Below are 17,016 nucleotides of genomic sequence, written 5' to 3'. Positions count from 1 at the left end.
GAGAAAGTAGAACATATCATGACTGAATTACTTCAAAGCCAATTACTGAAAGACTTGGGTACGCAAAACGAGTTTGTTGCTCGTCATAACGGCCCTAATAAAGCAGACCAGCAAAAAATGCTTGAAGCGATCAACGCGGCTAGCTTAGACGCACTGATCGACGAAACGGTTCCTGCACAAATCCGTCTTGAAAAACCAATGACACTTGCTGCGCCACTGAGCGAAATGGACATGCTGACCTCTCTTAAAGAGATCGCTAACCTAAACCAAGTGAAACGTACCTTCATTGGCCAAGGCTACTACAACACATTTACTCCAAACGTTATTCTACGTAACGTTTTAGAGAACCCAGGCTGGTACACAGCTTACACACCATACCAACCAGAGATTTCTCAAGGTCGTCTTGAAGCTCTACTGAATTACCAACAAATGGTCATGGACCTAACCGGTATGGAAATCGCGAACGCATCCCTTCTTGATGAAGCGACAGCGGCTGGCGAAGCGATGACACTGTGTAAGCGTGCTGGTAAAAGCAAGAGCAAAGTATTCTTCGTTGCTGACGATGTTCACCCTCAAACACTAGAGGTTGTTAAAACTCGTGCTGAGTACATCGGTTTTGAAGTAATGGTTGGTGCTCTTGAAACACTTCCAGAGCAAGACGTATTTGGTGCGCTTCTTCAATACCCTAGTACAACAGGTGAAGTTCGTGACCTAACTGACATCATTGCGAAAGCTCAAGCTAACAAAACACTGGTTACAGTGGCTACAGATCTTCTTGCTTCTGCTCTACTTAAGCCGGCTGGCGAAATGGGTGCAGACGTAGTAATCGGCAGCGCGCAGCGTTTCGGTGTTCCAATGGGTTACGGCGGTCCACACGCTGCATTCATGGGTACTCGTGAAAAGCATAAGCGTACAATGCCAGGTCGTGTAATCGGTGTATCTATCGATACTCACGGTAACCAAGCGCTACGTATGGCAATGCAAACTCGTGAGCAACACATCCGCCGCGAGAAAGCGACATCGAACATCTGTACAGCTCAAGCACTTCTAGCAAACATGGCGTCTTTCTACGCGGTTTACCACGGTGCAGAAGGCCTACGTACTATTGCGCGTCGTACACACCACATGACAGCTATCCTAGCGGCTGGCCTGACTAAATCGGGTTACGAGCTAACGAACAACAGCTTCTTCGATACCATCACGATCAACTCTGAAGAGAAGACAGATGCACTGTACGCGAAAGCGCAAGCAGCAGACATCAACCTTCGCCTTCTTAAGGGTAAGATCGGTATCAGCTTAGATGAAACAACAACGATCGACGACGTGAACGCACTGTTCGCTATCTTCGACGTGAAAGAAGACGTTCAAGCACTATCTTCTGATATTGCATCAAACGAGTTTGCAGCAATTCCAGAAAACTGCCGTCGTGAATCAGAGTTCCTAACTCACCCAGTATTCAATACGCACCACAGCGAAACGCAAATGATGCGTTACCTGAAACAGCTTGAGAACAAAGACTTCTCACTAACGCACGGCATGATCCCATTGGGTAGCTGTACGATGAAGCTGAACGCTGCTGCTGAGATGATTCCAGTAACATGGCCTGAGTTTGGTTCTATTCACCCGTTCGCACCTCTTGATCAAGCAGCGGGTTACACAGCACTAGCGAAAGATCTTAAAGAAAAACTATGTGAAATCACCGGTTACGACGATTTCTCACTACAGCCTAACTCTGGTGCATCTGGTGAATACGCGGGTCTAGTCGCGATTCAACGCTACCACGCAAGCCGCGGTGACGCTCACCGTAACGTTTGTTTGATTCCAAGCTCTGCGCACGGTACTAACCCTGCAACAGCATCAATGGTTTCAATGAAGGTAGTGGTTGTTAAGTGTGATGAAGATGGCAACATCGACATGACAGACCTATCAGCGAAAATCGAGAAGCACAAAGATAACCTATCAAGCATCATGATCACTTACCCTTCTACGCACGGCGTATACGAAGAGCAAGTGAAAGAAGTGTGTGAACAAGTACACGCAGCGGGCGGTCAGGTTTACCTAGACGGCGCGAACATGAACGCTCAAGTAGGCCTAACTTCACCTGGCTTCATTGGTTCAGACGTATCTCACTTGAACCTACACAAAACATTCTGTATCCCACACGGTGGCGGCGGTCCAGGTATGGGTCCTATCGGTGTTAAATCGCACCTAGCACCTTTCCTACCAGGTCACATCGAAAACGGTGTACAAGGTTCTGACTACGCGGTATCAGCAGCAGATTTAGGTAGTGCTTCAATCCTACCTATCTCTTGGGCTTACATCGCAATGATGGGCGAACCAGGCCTAACAGACGCAACTAAAGTAGCGATTCTGAACGCGAACTACGTGATGGAGAAACTACGTCCTCACTACCCTGTTCTTTACCGTGGCACTAACGGCCGCGTAGCGCACGAATGTATTATCGATATTCGTCCGCTTAAAGAAGACACTGGCATCAGCGAAGAAGATATTGCTAAGCGTCTAATGGACTTCGGTTTCCACGCACCTACTATGTCTTTCCCAGTAGCTGGCACACTAATGGTAGAGCCAACTGAATCTGAAGATTTAGAAGAGCTAGACCGTTTCTGTGAAGCGATGATCGCAATCCGTCACGAAATGGCAGCAGTGAAAGCCGGTGAATGGCCACTAGACAACAACCCTCTAGTGAACGCACCGCACACACAAGTTGACATTTCAGGCGCAGAATGGGACCGCCCTTACTCTCGCGAACTGGCTTGCTTCCCATCGAAAGCAACCAAGAACTCGAAGTACTGGCCTACTGTTAACCGTGTAGACAACGTATACGGCGACCGTAACCTAATCTGTTCTTGCCCAAGCATCGACAACTACGAAGACTAATTCGTAGCGGCGCTAAGCAGCGAAACATAACAAAAGGCGAACCAAACGGTTCGCCTTTTTGTTTTTTGAAATTCAACGTCAACAAATGCATTGACCTTGCCGTAAGGGAAAGGTTTAAGGTGAAATGAATCCAACGATGAATTAGGAAACGATGATGGGATGTTGTAATAAGGCTCCAAAAGGTGGAGCCCCTCTTGGCTTACTTCTAAAAGTCACGCTTGGGATTGGGATTTTTGTGCTTCTGCTGGCTTTGTGGCAGTAGAATTGTGTATGAGCAATCAACTTATGCATCAACATTAGATTTTATGCTTTGAGATGAGTGATAGAAATAAAGCAAGCGCCAAAGGTAGCCAATTGGCGCAATAGTATCTTGTTGTTCATCAAATCCATCGACGAACTTTTTTACAATACTCTTCATACTCTTTACCAAACTTAACGTGCATCTTTTGTTCTTCAAATGAAATGTACCACCTGTCAGTAATCACAAAGAACACAAACGTCAGTAGAAAACTCACAACAGAAGCTCCTACAAGCATAGAAAAGCCGAGCATTGCGATCGTAAAGCCCAAATACATAGGGTTTCTCGTATACCTATAAATCCCTTCTGTCACTAACACTGTCGGCTCATCAAACGTCATGATATTGGTTTCTAGATGTTTAAAGAGCTGTTTCCCCGAGTTCGCGAGCAGAAAACCAACACCAATAACGGGTATTCCAAGTAAGTTAAATGGGAACATAAGTTGATGAGGAAAACCTATCCCCCAACATGTTAAGCCGATTACAACGATAAAAACTAAAAAAAGAAATGGCGGTAATATTTTTTTCATCTCGATACTCCGTAATAACAAAGTTCGAGAATATTAAAACCGTCTTATCTTGACCTTAACCTATGTTAAGTCCATCTCGCGGCGAATACGTGACAGAGTAACGTCTGTGATGCCTAAATACATAGCGACATGGCGAAGTGGGATATTCTTACTATCTTCACCAAACTCTGTCAAAAATTGCATGTAGCGCTCCTTTGCTGAAAGCATAAGAAAACCGGCTTCTCTCTTCTCTTTCTTTAATACCAGACGCTCAAACATCATACGGACGAAATCACCCCAATTACTGTTCGTTTTTGATAAATCCAACAAATTCGAATAGCTTATCGATGCGACAGTACAACTGGCAATAGCTTGAGCAAAAAAAGGGCTGGGACTGCCTTCAACTATTGAGCTAATACTGGCAAAAGCGCCCCCTTTTCTGACCAATGACTTATTACGTTCATTCCCATTCTTATCGATATAAAAATACCTACCGACGCCATCAAGAACAAAGTGAACATCAGAGATAACATCGCCACTCAAAAAGATAAACTCATTAGGAGCAAAGTAACGAAATCTAAAAAAAGGCAGAGCCAGAACCAGATCGGCTTGACTCAAAGGAACGAGAGAAAAGAATGCGCTATGCAGCAGTTGTTGGTTAGTATTTTCCATATTTCCATCTCGAATAAACGAACAAAAAACGCGACACCACGTTAAGTAACGATACGTGATTTACAGCACCCTGTGTTACTTTCTGACCCCAACTAAGACTGTGCATTCTGAACGGCCAAAAGAGTGGTAACTAGCACACAAAAACCCATTGTTAGAAATGTACTTGAGCAACTCTTTATTTGTGGTTTCGTATTCACTTGAATTGGTATGTCCATGCGCCAAATGTATCCCTCCAGTAATGACACCTAACTGTTGACTATCCATAAAGTCGAGAGCTGAGCGCTTGTTATTGAAAGCGAATAGGTAGTCTGAATATTGGTTAAGGGTACGAATATCTGCGAAATCTATGTTATTTAGCATCTCATCCGAAAATAATTTGTCGACTAGATTGATCACCACATCACGGATTACAGCTAGGCTATTTGATGGGTTCTCGAAGATAAAAAACTCAGTATTTTAATCCTCACAGAATTGAGCTAACTCTTGACTTTGCTCTGGGGATAAACCGGAAGCAAACAAACCGTCAAAAACAGTGCCCGATAATGATGAAACCGAGAGAGAATCTAACGGAATAAACCTTCCATTTGAAACTGAATCTAAGCCAGGAAGTGAGACAACTAATTGTAATGGTTCCATTTCAAATTCAATGGGTTCAAACATCGTAACTCCTATACTGATGTGATGTTCATAATGAATGATATGTGCTTTCCCTTTCGATAAACATCTTCACTCAAACGCCCATTAAAGAGTGGATATTTAGTGAGAACGCCACACCTTTTTCTGTAACAGATCCGCGAAGCTAAAGCCGGACGGCAATTACCTCGAATTCCTTTGGATATTCTTGATTGATTCATGAAATGGCATAGGCACATTCAATTAAAGTATGAGTACCCGCTAGATCGGTGCAAGTACAGAATCTGTCTTAAACTATCTGTTAGACGAGTTTTGCCTTCAGCGAAGCCGCTTGTTGCTCAAATAAACCATTGTCAGATTCAGAGTAAGATTTGGCTATATTTACCCATTGAACTCCTGTCTCATCAATATGGCGAAATTCAATTTGTAATGCATATTTTGAACAACGAAGTAGGCCAAATACAAAGCCTACAATCGTTAAGATAACAACTAGAGCTTGCAACCAGAGCGGTGTACTTTCAAGGCTTGAAATGGCTAGCCAAACTGCCCCTGAGAAAACAAATAACCAAAATATTATTTGACCCAAATTGTCGAGAAAACCGAGATTTTTAACTCTCACATTATTAATTTTTGATAAAGGATATGAATCTTTTTTGAAACTAAACTCTTCTTGGCTTAGTTGAAAGTCTGTTTCCCTGTACATTATTTACTCCATTCTTATAACAGTTCTTAGACAGAAAAATCTTGCATTTAAATACTGCATTTTTCACTCTAGTTTTTATGCCACCAATTGTATTACACCTGGACCATTCATAACAGTAGCTGATAACACAAACATGCTGATTTAACTGGTGAATATAGAAACTTTCCATTTAGTCTGATTCACATTAAAATCATCAGCTTATATATATTAGGAAGTATTTAAACAATAAAAAATCAGGCATCTCTTAGGCCAAATTAGACGCTATAAATCCAAAGCTTGACCCTTTACGGTAAGGTGTTTATATTGTCGCCCGCCCAACGGGGCACATCCTAAAATGCACACCGGCCATCCTGCCATCATTCGTGTATTTATATTGGTGTTGTGAACTTCCATGCTAACGAAATTTCGTCCATTTACTCGTGAATCGGGTGCGCTTATGCATCTTTCGATTCCAATCATTTTGACCCAAATAGCGACCCAAGCGATGGGATTTGTCGATACGACAATGGCTGGCCAAGTGAGCCCTGCCGACCTCGCCGCTATTGCACTCGGCACCAGCCTTTGGATTCCTGTATTGCTGCTACTGCGTGGCGTGATTATGGCGTTAACGCCAGTCGTGGCTTATCACCGCGGTTCACGTGACTTTCAAAGTATCTCTGTTGAATTCTTCCAGATGGTTTGGTTAGCATTGATAGCGAGTGTGCTGCTTATCGCTTATTTAGTAAGTGCGAAACCTATCCTAGAATGGGTTGGGGTTGCTGCTGAGATCATTCCAATTGGCAGTGACTATGCGTTTGCCCTAGCCTTCGGTGTTCCGGGTATTGCGTTGTTCTACACCTTGAATGGCTTTTGTGAGGGTATGAATAACACCAAAGTACCAATGATTATTTCGGTAGTGGGTTTGTTGGTGAATATTCCGGTCAACTACGTGCTTATTTACGGCAAGTTCGGCTTCCCTGAAATGGGCGCTGTAGGTTGTGGCTGGGCAACAAGTCTGGTGTATTGGTTAATGTCAGGAATGCTGTATTCGTACATTAAAGGTCATCACCACTACAAGACCATCATCAACTTTTCAGATGCAAAGCCAAAAGCAAAAGAGATGCTTCACCTTCTAAGATTAGGTTTACCTATCGGGATGAACATCGCGGTATGTGGCAGTATCTTTGCGGTAATTGCTCTGATGATTGGCCGTATTGGAGCTGAGAACGTAGCAGCAGCGCAAATTGCACTTAACATCTCAAGCCTAACTTACGTGATTCCTATGAGTATCTCATTTGGCATTACGATTCGTGTTGGACATGCACTAGGCGAGAAAGACGAACTAGGCGCAATTGAACGCAGCAAAGTCGGCATTTTGGTTGCCGCGTTGATTTCATTACTTTCAGTTGCGATGTTCTTGCTGTTCCCAGAGTGGATCATTAGACTTTACACCACCGACCCTGCAATAAGTGCTACGGCAGCAGTATTGTTGACCTTTACGGCGATGTACCAGTTTAGTGATGCATTGCAAACGTCTGCTAACGGCGCACTGCGTGGCTATAAAGACACTAAGATCCCGATGATCTTAGCTATCGCTTCATACTGGGGCTTAGCACTACCACTGGGCATGGTGTTGGGCTTAACAGACCACATTGTTCCTGCAATGGGTGAAGAAGGCTTTTGGATTGGTATCCTAACGGGCTTGAGCGTTTCAGCGACGCTGATGTTAATTCGCTTACGACACGTGATTAAGAAACGTGACTTGCCACCAGAAAGTGCTCCATTGGCAAACTAAGATAGGCCAATAAGCTAATAGAAAAAAGCGCGTTATTGCTACTCGGCAATAACGCGCTTTTTTATTGAATTTCTATAAACCAGATGATGTGCTTGGTTTAACACTCATCGTTCATAACACGAACTGTACACTCACAACCATCTACTGGACATGTGTCTCCACTTGTCCTGCCGCCAAAAGAATCATAAAGAACATAACAACCTGAAGGTAAGGCATCATCAGTTATGTTATTGCTGTTAAGGTCAGCTTGACTAAATGGCTGAGTATATCCTACTACCGTGTGTCTGTTGCCTAATTCAGATATGATACTGTCATCATCCGACAAAGTTAGGAAATGGAGCATATTTAACGCATCTCCTGATTCACCTTCACTTTCAGGGCAAAGTGTTCCCCAATCGACTTCAACGCTACCAATACCAAAATCGATCACATAGTTGCTCTGATCACCTGGGTTTGTTGCGTCCGGATTAAGCCCAACAATAATGGCTTTAGAAGTCACCTGAGTGATCACGCCTTCCATCGCACCAGCAACACCTTCAAGTACCGCTTCTCTTGCTGACTCTTGAATATTGAGGAACCTCGGGGCAGCTGTAACGGCCAACACTCCGAGTATCAGGATCACAATGATTAATTCCATTAAAGTAAATCCGTTTTTCTTCATAACACCCACATCAACTGATAACTACAGATACAATTACTGAATGAATTATCAATAACTATACATCGTGATGAGATGCGTAACACCCTATGTGTCTCGTTAGAGCTGTTGTTTAGTCGATTTTTTGACCTTGCGCATGTAGGACTTGTTGTTCGGTCTAATTGGATCGCGTTGTTCTAAATGGGTCAAATGGTCACGATATTACGCTGCGCGTACATTCTTCATTTCTGTTGCGCGCTATTGGTGTATCTGCGTCGGCATGGAGCAAAAAAATAGCGCTCATGTTTGACATAAGCGCTATTAAATAACTGGAGACTCAGCACATCCCTTAAAGAGGCATGCTGGGAAGTCTAGATTTTAAAGGAACCGACATAACGGTCGAGAACTTGCGATAGTTCAGCCAGCTGCTGACTTGATTGCTCTAACTTCTCACTTGCGTTCAAACCATTCTTCACTGAGCTATTAACCGTATCCATATTCATATTAATCTCATTGGCTACCGCTGATTGTTGCTCCGTTGCCGTTGCGACCTGAGTGTTAATATCTAGGATTGACAAAACTTGCGTGGAAATTTTTTCCAAAGCTTGGCGAGCCATTTCAGTTTCAGTCGTACCCTCTTCAATTAAGCTCTTACTATTACTCATCGAACTAACAGCGTTCTTAGCTTCGGTTTGAAGTTGGTTAATCATAGTGTCAATTTCATCGGTAGACTGCGCGGTTTTTGTCGCTAGGTTACGAACTTCATCAGCAACGACAGCAAAGCCTCGGCCAGCCTCACCAGCACGCGCAGCTTCAATTGCAGCATTAAGTGCCAGTAAATTCGTTTGCTCAGAGATACCTCGAATAACATCAAGAATAGTACCGATCGACTGGGTATTATCAGCAAGGCTAACAATGATGTCAGAAGCACTATTCATTTCGGCTTCAAGGTTCGAGATTGAGGTCGTGGTCTTCTCAATCGTCTTATGACCTTCTTGAGTTTCACTCGCCGCCATGTTTGCCGCACTTGCAGCACCAGCCGCGCTAGATGCAATTTCATTAACCGTGGCAATCATTTCATTCATAGACGTCACAACCAACATGGTTTGTTCGTTCTGTTCTTGCCCTCTTTGCAATGCTTGCTGCGACTGTTCACGAAGTGCAATAGCAGTACTATTTAATTCAACACCCGTATTCACGGTTTGTTTAATGATCTCGTGTACATTGCCAACAAACACATTGAAAGCCGATGAGATTTGAGCAACTTCGTCATTCCCTTTGATTGGTAAACGAACGGATAGATCGCCATCGCCTTCAGAAATATCATTTAGCGTATTTTTCAATACCAAAAGAGGTTGCATTAATTTGCCAAGAAGAAGCGACAAAACAATAAGACAAACAACAAAAATGAAAATCATCGAAGCTAGCTGGTAGCTAACAATACCATTGGTAGCTTGGCTAACTTCTGTAATTGGAATACCGATATCAAAAGTACCGTACAACTCTCCGTTGACATAAATAGGTGCCATAATGTCAAACACCCACACTTGCTGAACATCAGCGTACCATTTCGAGAATTGTTGTACGCCTTTAGTTGCACCTTCAACGGTATAGCTGTCTTCATAAACTTTGTTGAGTTTATTTTTATCACTGTGTGCGATAGCCATTACGTTACTATCAATAACAATGGCATAACTCACATCTGAACGCTGTTTCAGATCACCCACCAGCTTTTGTAAGTCTTGAACTGGATTCTCGGAATTCTCTAAGATGTACCCTGCATTGCCAGCTAAAAACTCAGCTTGGACTTGAGATTTATGCAGTATTATCTCATCAATTTTCTCGCTTGAAATAAAATACGTTGACGCCATACTCGCAGCGACTGCAATGCCAAACATAATAAAAACGGCTAATAGGATTGTCTTCTTCATTTAGGTGTCTCGACGCAAGTTTGTTAAAAATTCTCTAAAAGTTTCAAAAAGCGAAACCAAAGCTCACACGTTTTATCTCGTGTTAGAGCTATCCACTATTTCTTTATCTGCAAAAACCCCGATAACTTTAGCCGAAGAATATAAAAAACATATATTGATCACATTAATGCAACACAAAATCATCCAACGAAAGTCCATTAATTGGAAATCAAGTAGTTGGAGTTCAGGTTATAAGAAATAAATGTCGCTCAACGAATAAGTATAAGAGCCTTCTTTAGTTCGCTGCGATACAAAAACACTCTTCCCATTAATCGACTTCTAACAAAGACGTCACCCATTTTTGTAGCGGATCATCGTTATACCTTGGGTGCCATGCGGCTATCACATCAAAACTCTCGGGGGATTGTTCCATTGGAATAGTCACCAAGTTCAGCCCTTCGATTGCCCTTGATGGTAAGAAAGCAATAGAGTCTGTAGTGTTTAAATACATAGGCACCATGGAGAAACACGGTGCAGATACCACTACATTGCGCTTTAGCCCAAACTGACCGAACCATTCATCAATCGATCCTTTGAAGTTTGGACGAGATGGTGAAGCAATAATGGTTGGATAGGTCGCCACCTCCTCTAATGAAGGTGTGGTTCGTGCTATCGAAGAATGAGGCGAAGTGACACACACATGGTGCTCTTCAAACAGCTTGATTACTTTGTAACTATCAGGAATGTAGTCCGGAAACGCGATGGCTAAATTGACTTTGCCGCTTTCCATTAGCTCGTGCAGGTTGTCAATTTCGAAGTCACGCACAATCAACTTTAACTCTGGTGCTTGTTCCCTTAGCTTTGCAATTAAGCTTGGTAGGATGATCTGTTGGGCATAATCCGTCGCCGCAATCACAAACGTCCCTTTAGCTTTCTCTGGTACGAAATTTGTTCTAGATAACAACAAATTGAAATCGATCAGTAAACGATCGACACTCACAGATAACTCTTGTGCGAATGTGGTCGGAACAAAGCCGTTGGTTTTTCTCACAAACAGCCTATCGTCGAACACTTCTCGCAGCTTCTTCAAATGCTCACTAACAGCTTGTTGGGTCAGCCCCAATTGATTCGCAGCTTTAGACGCATTCTCTTCACGGATTAAAGCTTGAAAAACTCTTAGTTGCTTTATGTCTAATCGGTCTAGTTTGCTCACACGCACTCGCTTCGGTGAAGTTGGATTCCATGTCAGTGTAGCATTCAACAAGTAAAATCAGTAACACTCACAACTAAGCTTTGTTTCTACTTGTTTAGTGATTTAGTTAAAGTTCTTCCATCGAAACGAAACACATACAGATCGGAGAACAACATGAAAACAATCATTCTAATTGGCGCACGTGGCAAGATGGGTCAAGCAGCATTAATGGGCTTAGGCAATCATAACGTTATCACTGCGGGTCGCTCCGGCGATGTCGACCATATTGTTGACATCACTGACCCACAATCAATTGAGGCGCTTTACAAGAAAGTGGGACACTTTGATGCGGTTGTGAACACCGTTGGTCTCTGCGAATACAATACTTTTGCAGATATGACTGAAGAACAGTGGATGACTACGGTAATGAGCAAAATGATGGGACAGATCAACCTTGTTCGCATCGGTCAAAAGTACATTGCTGATGGTGGTTCATTTACGCTGATTAGTGGCATATTGAACGTTAAACCAATCCCTTTTGCTATTGCTGATGCGACCACCAGCGGCGCAATTGATACCTTCGTTAAGACTGTCGCTTATGAAATGCCAAGAAACACACGTATCAATGTAATCAACCCAACGGTTCTTGCTGAAGCATGGGATGTTTACGGTGAAATGATGCCAGGTTTTGAACCCGTCCCAAGTAAGCTCGTGGGTAAAGCCTTTGAGCGTTCTGTCGATGGCTTCATCACCGGTGAAGTGATTTTTGTAGACGCGTAGACTAGCAAATGAACAATGTTTATAAGCGCTAGCTTTTTATACACATAGTTTTTAAAAACACATAGTCCGTTTCTCTCTAACAAAAAGGCGAACCATTAGGTTCGCCTTCTTGTTTAAAGAGTCGTGCTTAAAAAGTCGTGTTTATCGATTTATCGCCAAATATGAGCCAGCCGCAATCATGATTCCACCAGCACTTTGATTTAATCTTTTATGTGCGCGTGGCGTTTTAAGTAACATAGCCATTCTACCCGCGCCTACAGCGATAAGCATCAAACCGGACATCAGAGCAACAGACGCTAAAACGGAAACCAAGACGATATCTTGTGAGCGTAAAACAGTCAGGTCAACGAAAGTCGGCAAGAACGAAATGTAAAACAGAATCACTTTAGGGTTTGATGCTGAAATCAAAAAGCCTTGCACGAAACTTGCCAGTTCGGATTTCTGACTCTGTTTAGCTGCGAGCTCAGCGGAACCTTGTACTTCAGGCAGGCTCTTAAACATCTTATAGCCCAAATAAATCAAATAAGCGGCACCAACGTAGCGAATCACCTCAAACGCAAACGACCAATTCTCGGCTATCGTCGCTAGACCAAAACAGGCAAGTGTAAGATAAATAAGATCACTGCATATCATACCTAACGAAAGAGTAATGCACTTTCGCCATCCATGAACCATACCACGAGCTAAAATGGCAAATACGCCAGGGCCCGGAGTAACACCAAATATAAACATGGCAATGAAGAATGTAATCGCACCTTCTAATGACATTGGACTGTCCTTATCTATAACCCAACATAATTGATCATGAACGTATCATGGAGCTTCGATTCGGGTAAAGAACGTTTTTGACTAAGCACAATTCACAAAACTCATGTTTTGAATAAGTGTCACACGTAATTTCCCCACTACACCTAAGCCCAAACCCAAACTTAAACCAAAGTGTTTTTTGTTAAGACCCAAAAAGGCGAACCTAGAGGCTCGCCTTTGAAAATGTTAACGACAAATCAACGTCACAAGATTAGTTAGCGATTGGAGACAGTAACTTAGGGTTTACGACTATATTTCTCACTCCGTGGGCGTGATCTTCGTTAAAATCATTTCCTTCACACCAGGTACCAACCGTCGCGATGTTTACTTTCGCTACTTGTGGTCTCACGCTCCATGTCACTTGGAAAGGCGATCCTTGTTCATTGTAGCCAGGACCTGTTGTTGAACCTGCGTATTGAATCGCTGAGCCCGTATTTTGTGGAATGTTTGGAGCTTGGTTTAAACCGTTGATTTTAGAGTGTTTCGCTAATGCTTCGAAATCGAGAGCTTTGTCGTCGTTAACTAATACGTAGACTTGAGTTTCAACACGCAGTTGTGGATTGGTAATCGCATCGTTAAAACAAGCGCCCAATGTTTCACCCGGTTCAACTTGCGCCGTTGAGTAAACATAGTGGACTTCAATGGTGTCACCCGAGTGTAGCGATCCGTGATCGCTTGGACAAACCTTGCTCTCAAATGGTTTTAACTCAGCCGCGCTCAACTTACCCGTGTATTTAAAACCACTTTGGAAGCCCTTTCCATCGCCGTTACCTGCGTATTGGGTAAACTCGCCGCCTTTGTGCTCTGCGTTCTTATGGAAGTGAATATTACATAAATTCATTGCGGTTGAATCGGGTGCATCGGAAAACAGGCGAGCGTTAGTTCCCTCTAGAGAGCCCAAATCTCTTGGAGCTTGCGGTCCAAAACCTTTCCCTTGGGTATTTTCAGAAAGGTTCGCTCTTTGTGCAGCGATAACTCCATCTGAAACCGCTTCATGATTAGCGTCAGATGCATTTGCTTGAGCAGATAACACCACCATCGCGACGCTTAAAAACACACTCTTGTTGTTCATATTTCTTCCCTAGAATATTGATAACTTAATCAAAACATCGAACTTCACAGCAAACATATTACTATGCTCACACATGAATATAAGCGTTGTCTTTGTAAGATTAGATTTCATTGATTACTTTGGGATGAGTATTAGAACCCTTGATGCATATAACAAGTCAAACACGGCAAATTCGGCTAGTCCCTTCCATAACTAACAATTTCCGACTTTGTTGACTGTTCCATGACTCAACGGGCTGATAAACGAACAAAGAATATTAAGTACCGCGATGACAAAGTTTGTAAGACCAAAAAGGCGAGCTTCTTGGCTCGCCTTTATCGTTTCATGCAATATTTTTTGGTTGTTAATGGTTAACGGCTTAACCCTGACCCGTGGCAAATATCCCAAACGTCATGACGTTCAATGCCTCTGTCACGCCCTCTAGTGATTTAATCACTTTCTTGGTCGGTTCGTTATTGAGAATAAAATAGCTTCCGATGCTTTTTTCACCACCAGTCTCTACTCTGTCTTCTGTCGCTGGTTTCATTACTACTTGAGAAGGTTCAACGCCGGTCTCAGCATTTGTATCCTTTGAAGTCTCGAGATTACTCTCTCCCTCTACGTTTTTCGACATAGCGTCTTCGTTGCTCAATGTGTTGTCGTCTAGCTGATGATTACTCGTTGAAGAACAAGCTGTTAAGCAAAAAAGGCTAACGATGAATATAAGTAAGTTTCTCATCATAATGATAAAACACGAATTAATAAAACATTGTTCGATTGTATTTTATTTGGCTGAAGACATCCAGTGATAAGCGGATTAGACATCAAAAGACGCATTCTTGAAGAATAAAGAAAAGCGCACGAGTTTAATGCTCAAATCTAATAGTTCGAGATCTCAATCAGATTGCCATCAGGATCACGAATATAAACAGAGACAATTTTTCCGATTGCACCTGTTCGCGGCACTGGCCCCTCTTCTATCATAACTCCTTGCGCTTGGATATGTTCGGCAACCTCAGCAATTGGCGTATTGGTAATAAAGCAGAGGTCTGCACTACCGACCTGCACGCGCCTTGCCTTTGGTTCAAACTCGCTACCACTGAGGTGTAAGTTGATCTTCTGTGCCCCAAATGACAACGCCAAGCGACCATCACCAAATTCGATGGGCTTCATTCCAAGCACCCGTTGATAAAAGTCGACCGTAACTGGTAAATCACTCACGGTTAATACCAAATGATCTAAATGACTGATTTCCATTATTACTTTCCTATAAATAAGAGTGATAAGGGTTTATTGACAATGATTAGCCATAGTTGGGCGAACAATGTCATTTGACAACCCACATAACTCATAACAGAAATGTAGGTGGGAATTAATAGACTTACCCTTCACGCTTACTGAGCGTATAGGAAACTAAACTATCATCACCTACTTTGAACACCCAAACATTCTCGTCATCTACAAATTGAAACTGATTAGTCGACTCCATCGGTTTTAATTTCGCAATAAACTCGGACAATGCGGGCTCGCTGATAACGAAGCTTCCTTCTGAAGTATTCGCATCGAGGTCGTTATTCACTTCAATCTTCACGGTAGACTTAGGCAGAATGTCGGGTAACCAACCTCTCTCGAACAAGCGTTCTTCTTTGGCTTGTGCATAAGTCGAGTATTCATCGCTGACTACATCTGAACAACCCGACATTAGGGCCAAAGCCGAAAATAAGGCAGGGAGTAAAACGTTAATTTTCATTTAATTACCATTACTTAAAGATAGGGTTTTGAGGTCGTGTTTTGCGATATAACCTCAAATCCATTCATAAAAGACATTTTATAAATCAACCGTAATCGCCATTCAACTCAATTGACTTTATTTACATCCAAGCCAATTATTGAAGAGCAAACTCTTGATTATTAAATCATCACCCTTTCACTCTCGCGCCGCTCAACCTGCAACAGATGTAACCAGTGCTAGATAATATTCAGGCCAAAGACGTCTTTTACATCAAACAGTACCTTTTGCGTTCTTTCCCTAGAGACTTCGGTGCCACTGCGTAAAATATCGACGAGTTGCGCTTTGTCATCTAGTAACTCTGATCTTCTTTCACGAATAGGACGAAGCATCTCTTGTAAGCACTCTTCCAATACTTTCTTAGTTTGTCCATCACCTAGCCCTCCTCTTTGGTAATGCTCTTTTAGTTGACTGACATAGTTAGCTTCACTGTGAAAAGCATCAAGATAAGTAAACACGATGTTCCCTTCTACCTTGCCAGGGTGTTCGATTCTTAGATGATTTGGATCGGTATACATGGATTTGACTGCGGCTCTGATCTCTTTCTCTGTGGCACCAAGATTAATGGCGTTGCCCATCGATTTAGACATCTTACTTTTACCATCGGTACTAGGGAGACGTGAGGCGTTGCTTAGAAGTGGCCTGCATTCATTCAAAATTGATTTACCAGCGAGCGAGTTCAATTTCCTCACTATCTCGTTGGTTTGTTCTAGCATAGGCAGCTGGTCATCGCCAACAGGCACTAAAGTCGCGTTGAAAGCGGTGATGTCTGCCGCCTGTGAGATTGGATAAGTGAAGAAGCCTGCTGGAATTGAGCGTCCAAATGCTTTGTTTTGAATCTCGCTTTTGACCGTTGGATTACGTTCCAAACGAGCGATAGAAACAAGATTGCTGTAGAACATGGTGAGCTCAGCTAACACCGGCAACTGTGATTGCAAACAAATCGTGGTCTTCGCCGGATCAATTCCAACAGCAAGATAGTCAGCGACTACATTGAGAATGTTAGAAGAAACCTTCGAGGGGTTATGGGCGTTGTCGGTAAGCCCTTGCATATCAGCGACCAATATCGTTTGGTTGTGAATATGCTGCAAAGAGACTCTTTGTTTAAGTGAACCGACGTAATGACCCAAATGTAAAGGCCCAGTTGCTCTATCGCCAGTCAGAATGATTTCAGGCTTGTTGGTATTGTTCTTACTGCCAGCGCTATAGTTGCTGACCGCATGGCTGTTGCTGTCGATATGGCTGTGTGAGTTGGTATTCATGGTGTATCTCCAAGTTAAAAAGGCTACTGGAGATAAAAAGAGGCGACATTTTTGATGACATTCTTAGCTACCGTCCAGCAGCTAAAGAATGTGAGTATTCCG

16 protein-coding genes are annotated in these 17,016 nt (G+C 42.9%); 3 read left to right on the top strand and 13 right to left on the bottom strand.

Features of this window, described 5'->3' with window-relative positions; translation table 11 throughout:
* Nucleotides 1–18 precede the first annotated feature (18 nt).
* The gene (gene gcvP / locus BCU75_RS05505) at nt 19–2,898 is read left to right on the top strand and encodes an aminomethyl-transferring glycine dehydrogenase (RefSeq protein ID WP_102473178.1); all 2,880 of its coding nucleotides are present in this window, start codon (nt 19–21) and stop codon (nt 2,896–2,898) included.
* Between the two features lie 380 nt (nt 2,899–3,278).
* Here the strand turns inward: gcvP and BCU75_RS05500 are convergent, their stop codons facing one another.
* The 4 genes from BCU75_RS05500 to BCU75_RS05485 all read right to left on the bottom strand — a co-directional run bounded on the left by BCU75_RS05500 (nt 3,279) and on the right by BCU75_RS05485 (nt 5,712).
* Nucleotides 3,279–3,725, bottom strand: a complete 447-nt coding sequence (locus tag BCU75_RS05500; protein ID WP_102473177.1) for a methyltransferase family protein — start codon at nt 3,723–3,725, stop codon at nt 3,279–3,281.
* A gap of 60 nt (nt 3,726–3,785) precedes the next feature.
* Nucleotides 3,786–4,376 carry a Crp/Fnr family transcriptional regulator gene (locus tag BCU75_RS05495; protein WP_076673724.1) on the bottom strand — a complete coding sequence of 197 codons (591 nt, stop codon included), beginning with the start codon at nt 4,374–4,376 and terminating at the stop codon, nt 3,786–3,788.
* Between the two features lie 456 nt (nt 4,377–4,832).
* Complete coding sequence (locus tag BCU75_RS24500; protein ID WP_241905347.1) at nt 4,833–5,036, bottom strand: hypothetical protein; 204 nt, start codon at nt 5,034–5,036, stop codon at nt 4,833–4,835.
* Nucleotides 5,037–5,310: 274 nt separating this feature from the next.
* A complete protein-coding gene (locus BCU75_RS05485) occupies nt 5,311–5,712 on the bottom strand; it encodes a hypothetical protein (RefSeq protein ID WP_102473176.1) in 402 nt (133 codons plus the stop codon).
* Nucleotides 5,713–6,103: 391 nt separating this feature from the next.
* On the opposite strand from BCU75_RS05485, the gene BCU75_RS05480 reads away from it, so the two are divergent.
* Nucleotides 6,104–7,486: an MATE family efflux transporter gene (locus BCU75_RS05480; protein WP_102473175.1), complete on the top strand. Its 1,383-nt coding sequence runs from the start codon at nt 6,104–6,106 to the stop codon at nt 7,484–7,486.
* Nucleotides 7,487–7,583: 97 nt separating this feature from the next.
* Here the strand turns inward: BCU75_RS05480 and BCU75_RS05475 are convergent, their stop codons facing one another.
* From BCU75_RS05475 to BCU75_RS05460, 3 genes are all read right to left on the bottom strand, one after another.
* A complete protein-coding gene (locus BCU75_RS05475; RefSeq protein ID WP_102473174.1) occupies nt 7,584–8,147 on the bottom strand; it encodes a type II secretion system protein in 564 nt (187 codons plus the stop codon).
* Between the two features lie 347 nt (nt 8,148–8,494).
* Nucleotides 8,495–10,021, bottom strand: coding sequence for a methyl-accepting chemotaxis protein (locus tag BCU75_RS05470; protein ID WP_198593400.1), 1,527 nt, complete (start codon nt 10,019–10,021; stop codon nt 8,495–8,497).
* 340 nt (nt 10,022–10,361) lie between these two features.
* Nucleotides 10,362–11,246 carry a LysR family transcriptional regulator gene (locus tag BCU75_RS05460; protein ID WP_102473278.1) on the bottom strand — a complete coding sequence of 295 codons (885 nt, stop codon included), beginning with the start codon at nt 11,244–11,246 and terminating at the stop codon, nt 10,362–10,364.
* 153 nt (nt 11,247–11,399) lie between these two features.
* On the opposite strand from BCU75_RS05460, the gene BCU75_RS05455 reads away from it, so the two are divergent.
* Nucleotides 11,400–12,005 (top strand): short chain dehydrogenase, encoded by a 606-nt coding sequence (locus BCU75_RS05455; protein ID WP_102464113.1) that lies wholly within the window; start codon nt 11,400–11,402, stop codon nt 12,003–12,005.
* Nucleotides 12,006–12,146: 141 nt separating this feature from the next.
* Here the strand turns inward: BCU75_RS05455 and BCU75_RS05450 are convergent, their stop codons facing one another.
* The 6 genes from BCU75_RS05450 to trpS form a co-directional block, all read right to left on the bottom strand.
* Nucleotides 12,147–12,773, bottom strand: a complete 627-nt coding sequence (locus BCU75_RS05450; protein WP_102473172.1) for a LysE family translocator — start codon at nt 12,771–12,773, stop codon at nt 12,147–12,149.
* Nucleotides 12,774–13,023: 250 nt separating this feature from the next.
* Entirely contained in the window at nt 13,024–13,884 is an 861-nt protein-coding gene (locus BCU75_RS05445; protein WP_102473171.1) for a delta-class carbonic anhydrase, read from the bottom strand.
* 358 nt (nt 13,885–14,242) lie between these two features.
* A complete protein-coding gene (locus BCU75_RS05440) occupies nt 14,243–14,605 on the bottom strand; it encodes a hypothetical protein (RefSeq protein ID WP_102473170.1) in 363 nt (120 codons plus the stop codon).
* Nucleotides 14,606–14,742: 137 nt separating this feature from the next.
* A complete protein-coding gene (locus tag BCU75_RS05435; protein ID WP_102473169.1) occupies nt 14,743–15,120 on the bottom strand; it encodes a VOC family protein in 378 nt (125 codons plus the stop codon).
* Between the two features lie 124 nt (nt 15,121–15,244).
* Nucleotides 15,245–15,613: a hypothetical protein gene (locus tag BCU75_RS05430; RefSeq protein ID WP_102473168.1), complete on the bottom strand. Its 369-nt coding sequence runs from the start codon at nt 15,611–15,613 to the stop codon at nt 15,245–15,247.
* A gap of 218 nt (nt 15,614–15,831) precedes the next feature.
* On the bottom strand, nt 15,832–16,914 hold the full coding sequence (gene trpS / locus BCU75_RS05425; protein ID WP_102473167.1) for a tryptophan--tRNA ligase: 1,083 nt from the start codon (nt 16,912–16,914) through the stop codon (nt 15,832–15,834).
* Nucleotides 16,915–17,016: the final 102 nt, after the last annotated feature.

It is taken from the genome of Vibrio splendidus (assembly GCF_002873455.1).
Lineage (GTDB): Bacteria > Pseudomonadota > Gammaproteobacteria > Enterobacterales > Vibrionaceae > Vibrio > Vibrio splendidus_J.
The sequence above is the reverse complement of the archived record's forward strand: the minus strand, read 5'-3'. Positions and strand labels throughout refer to the sequence as shown.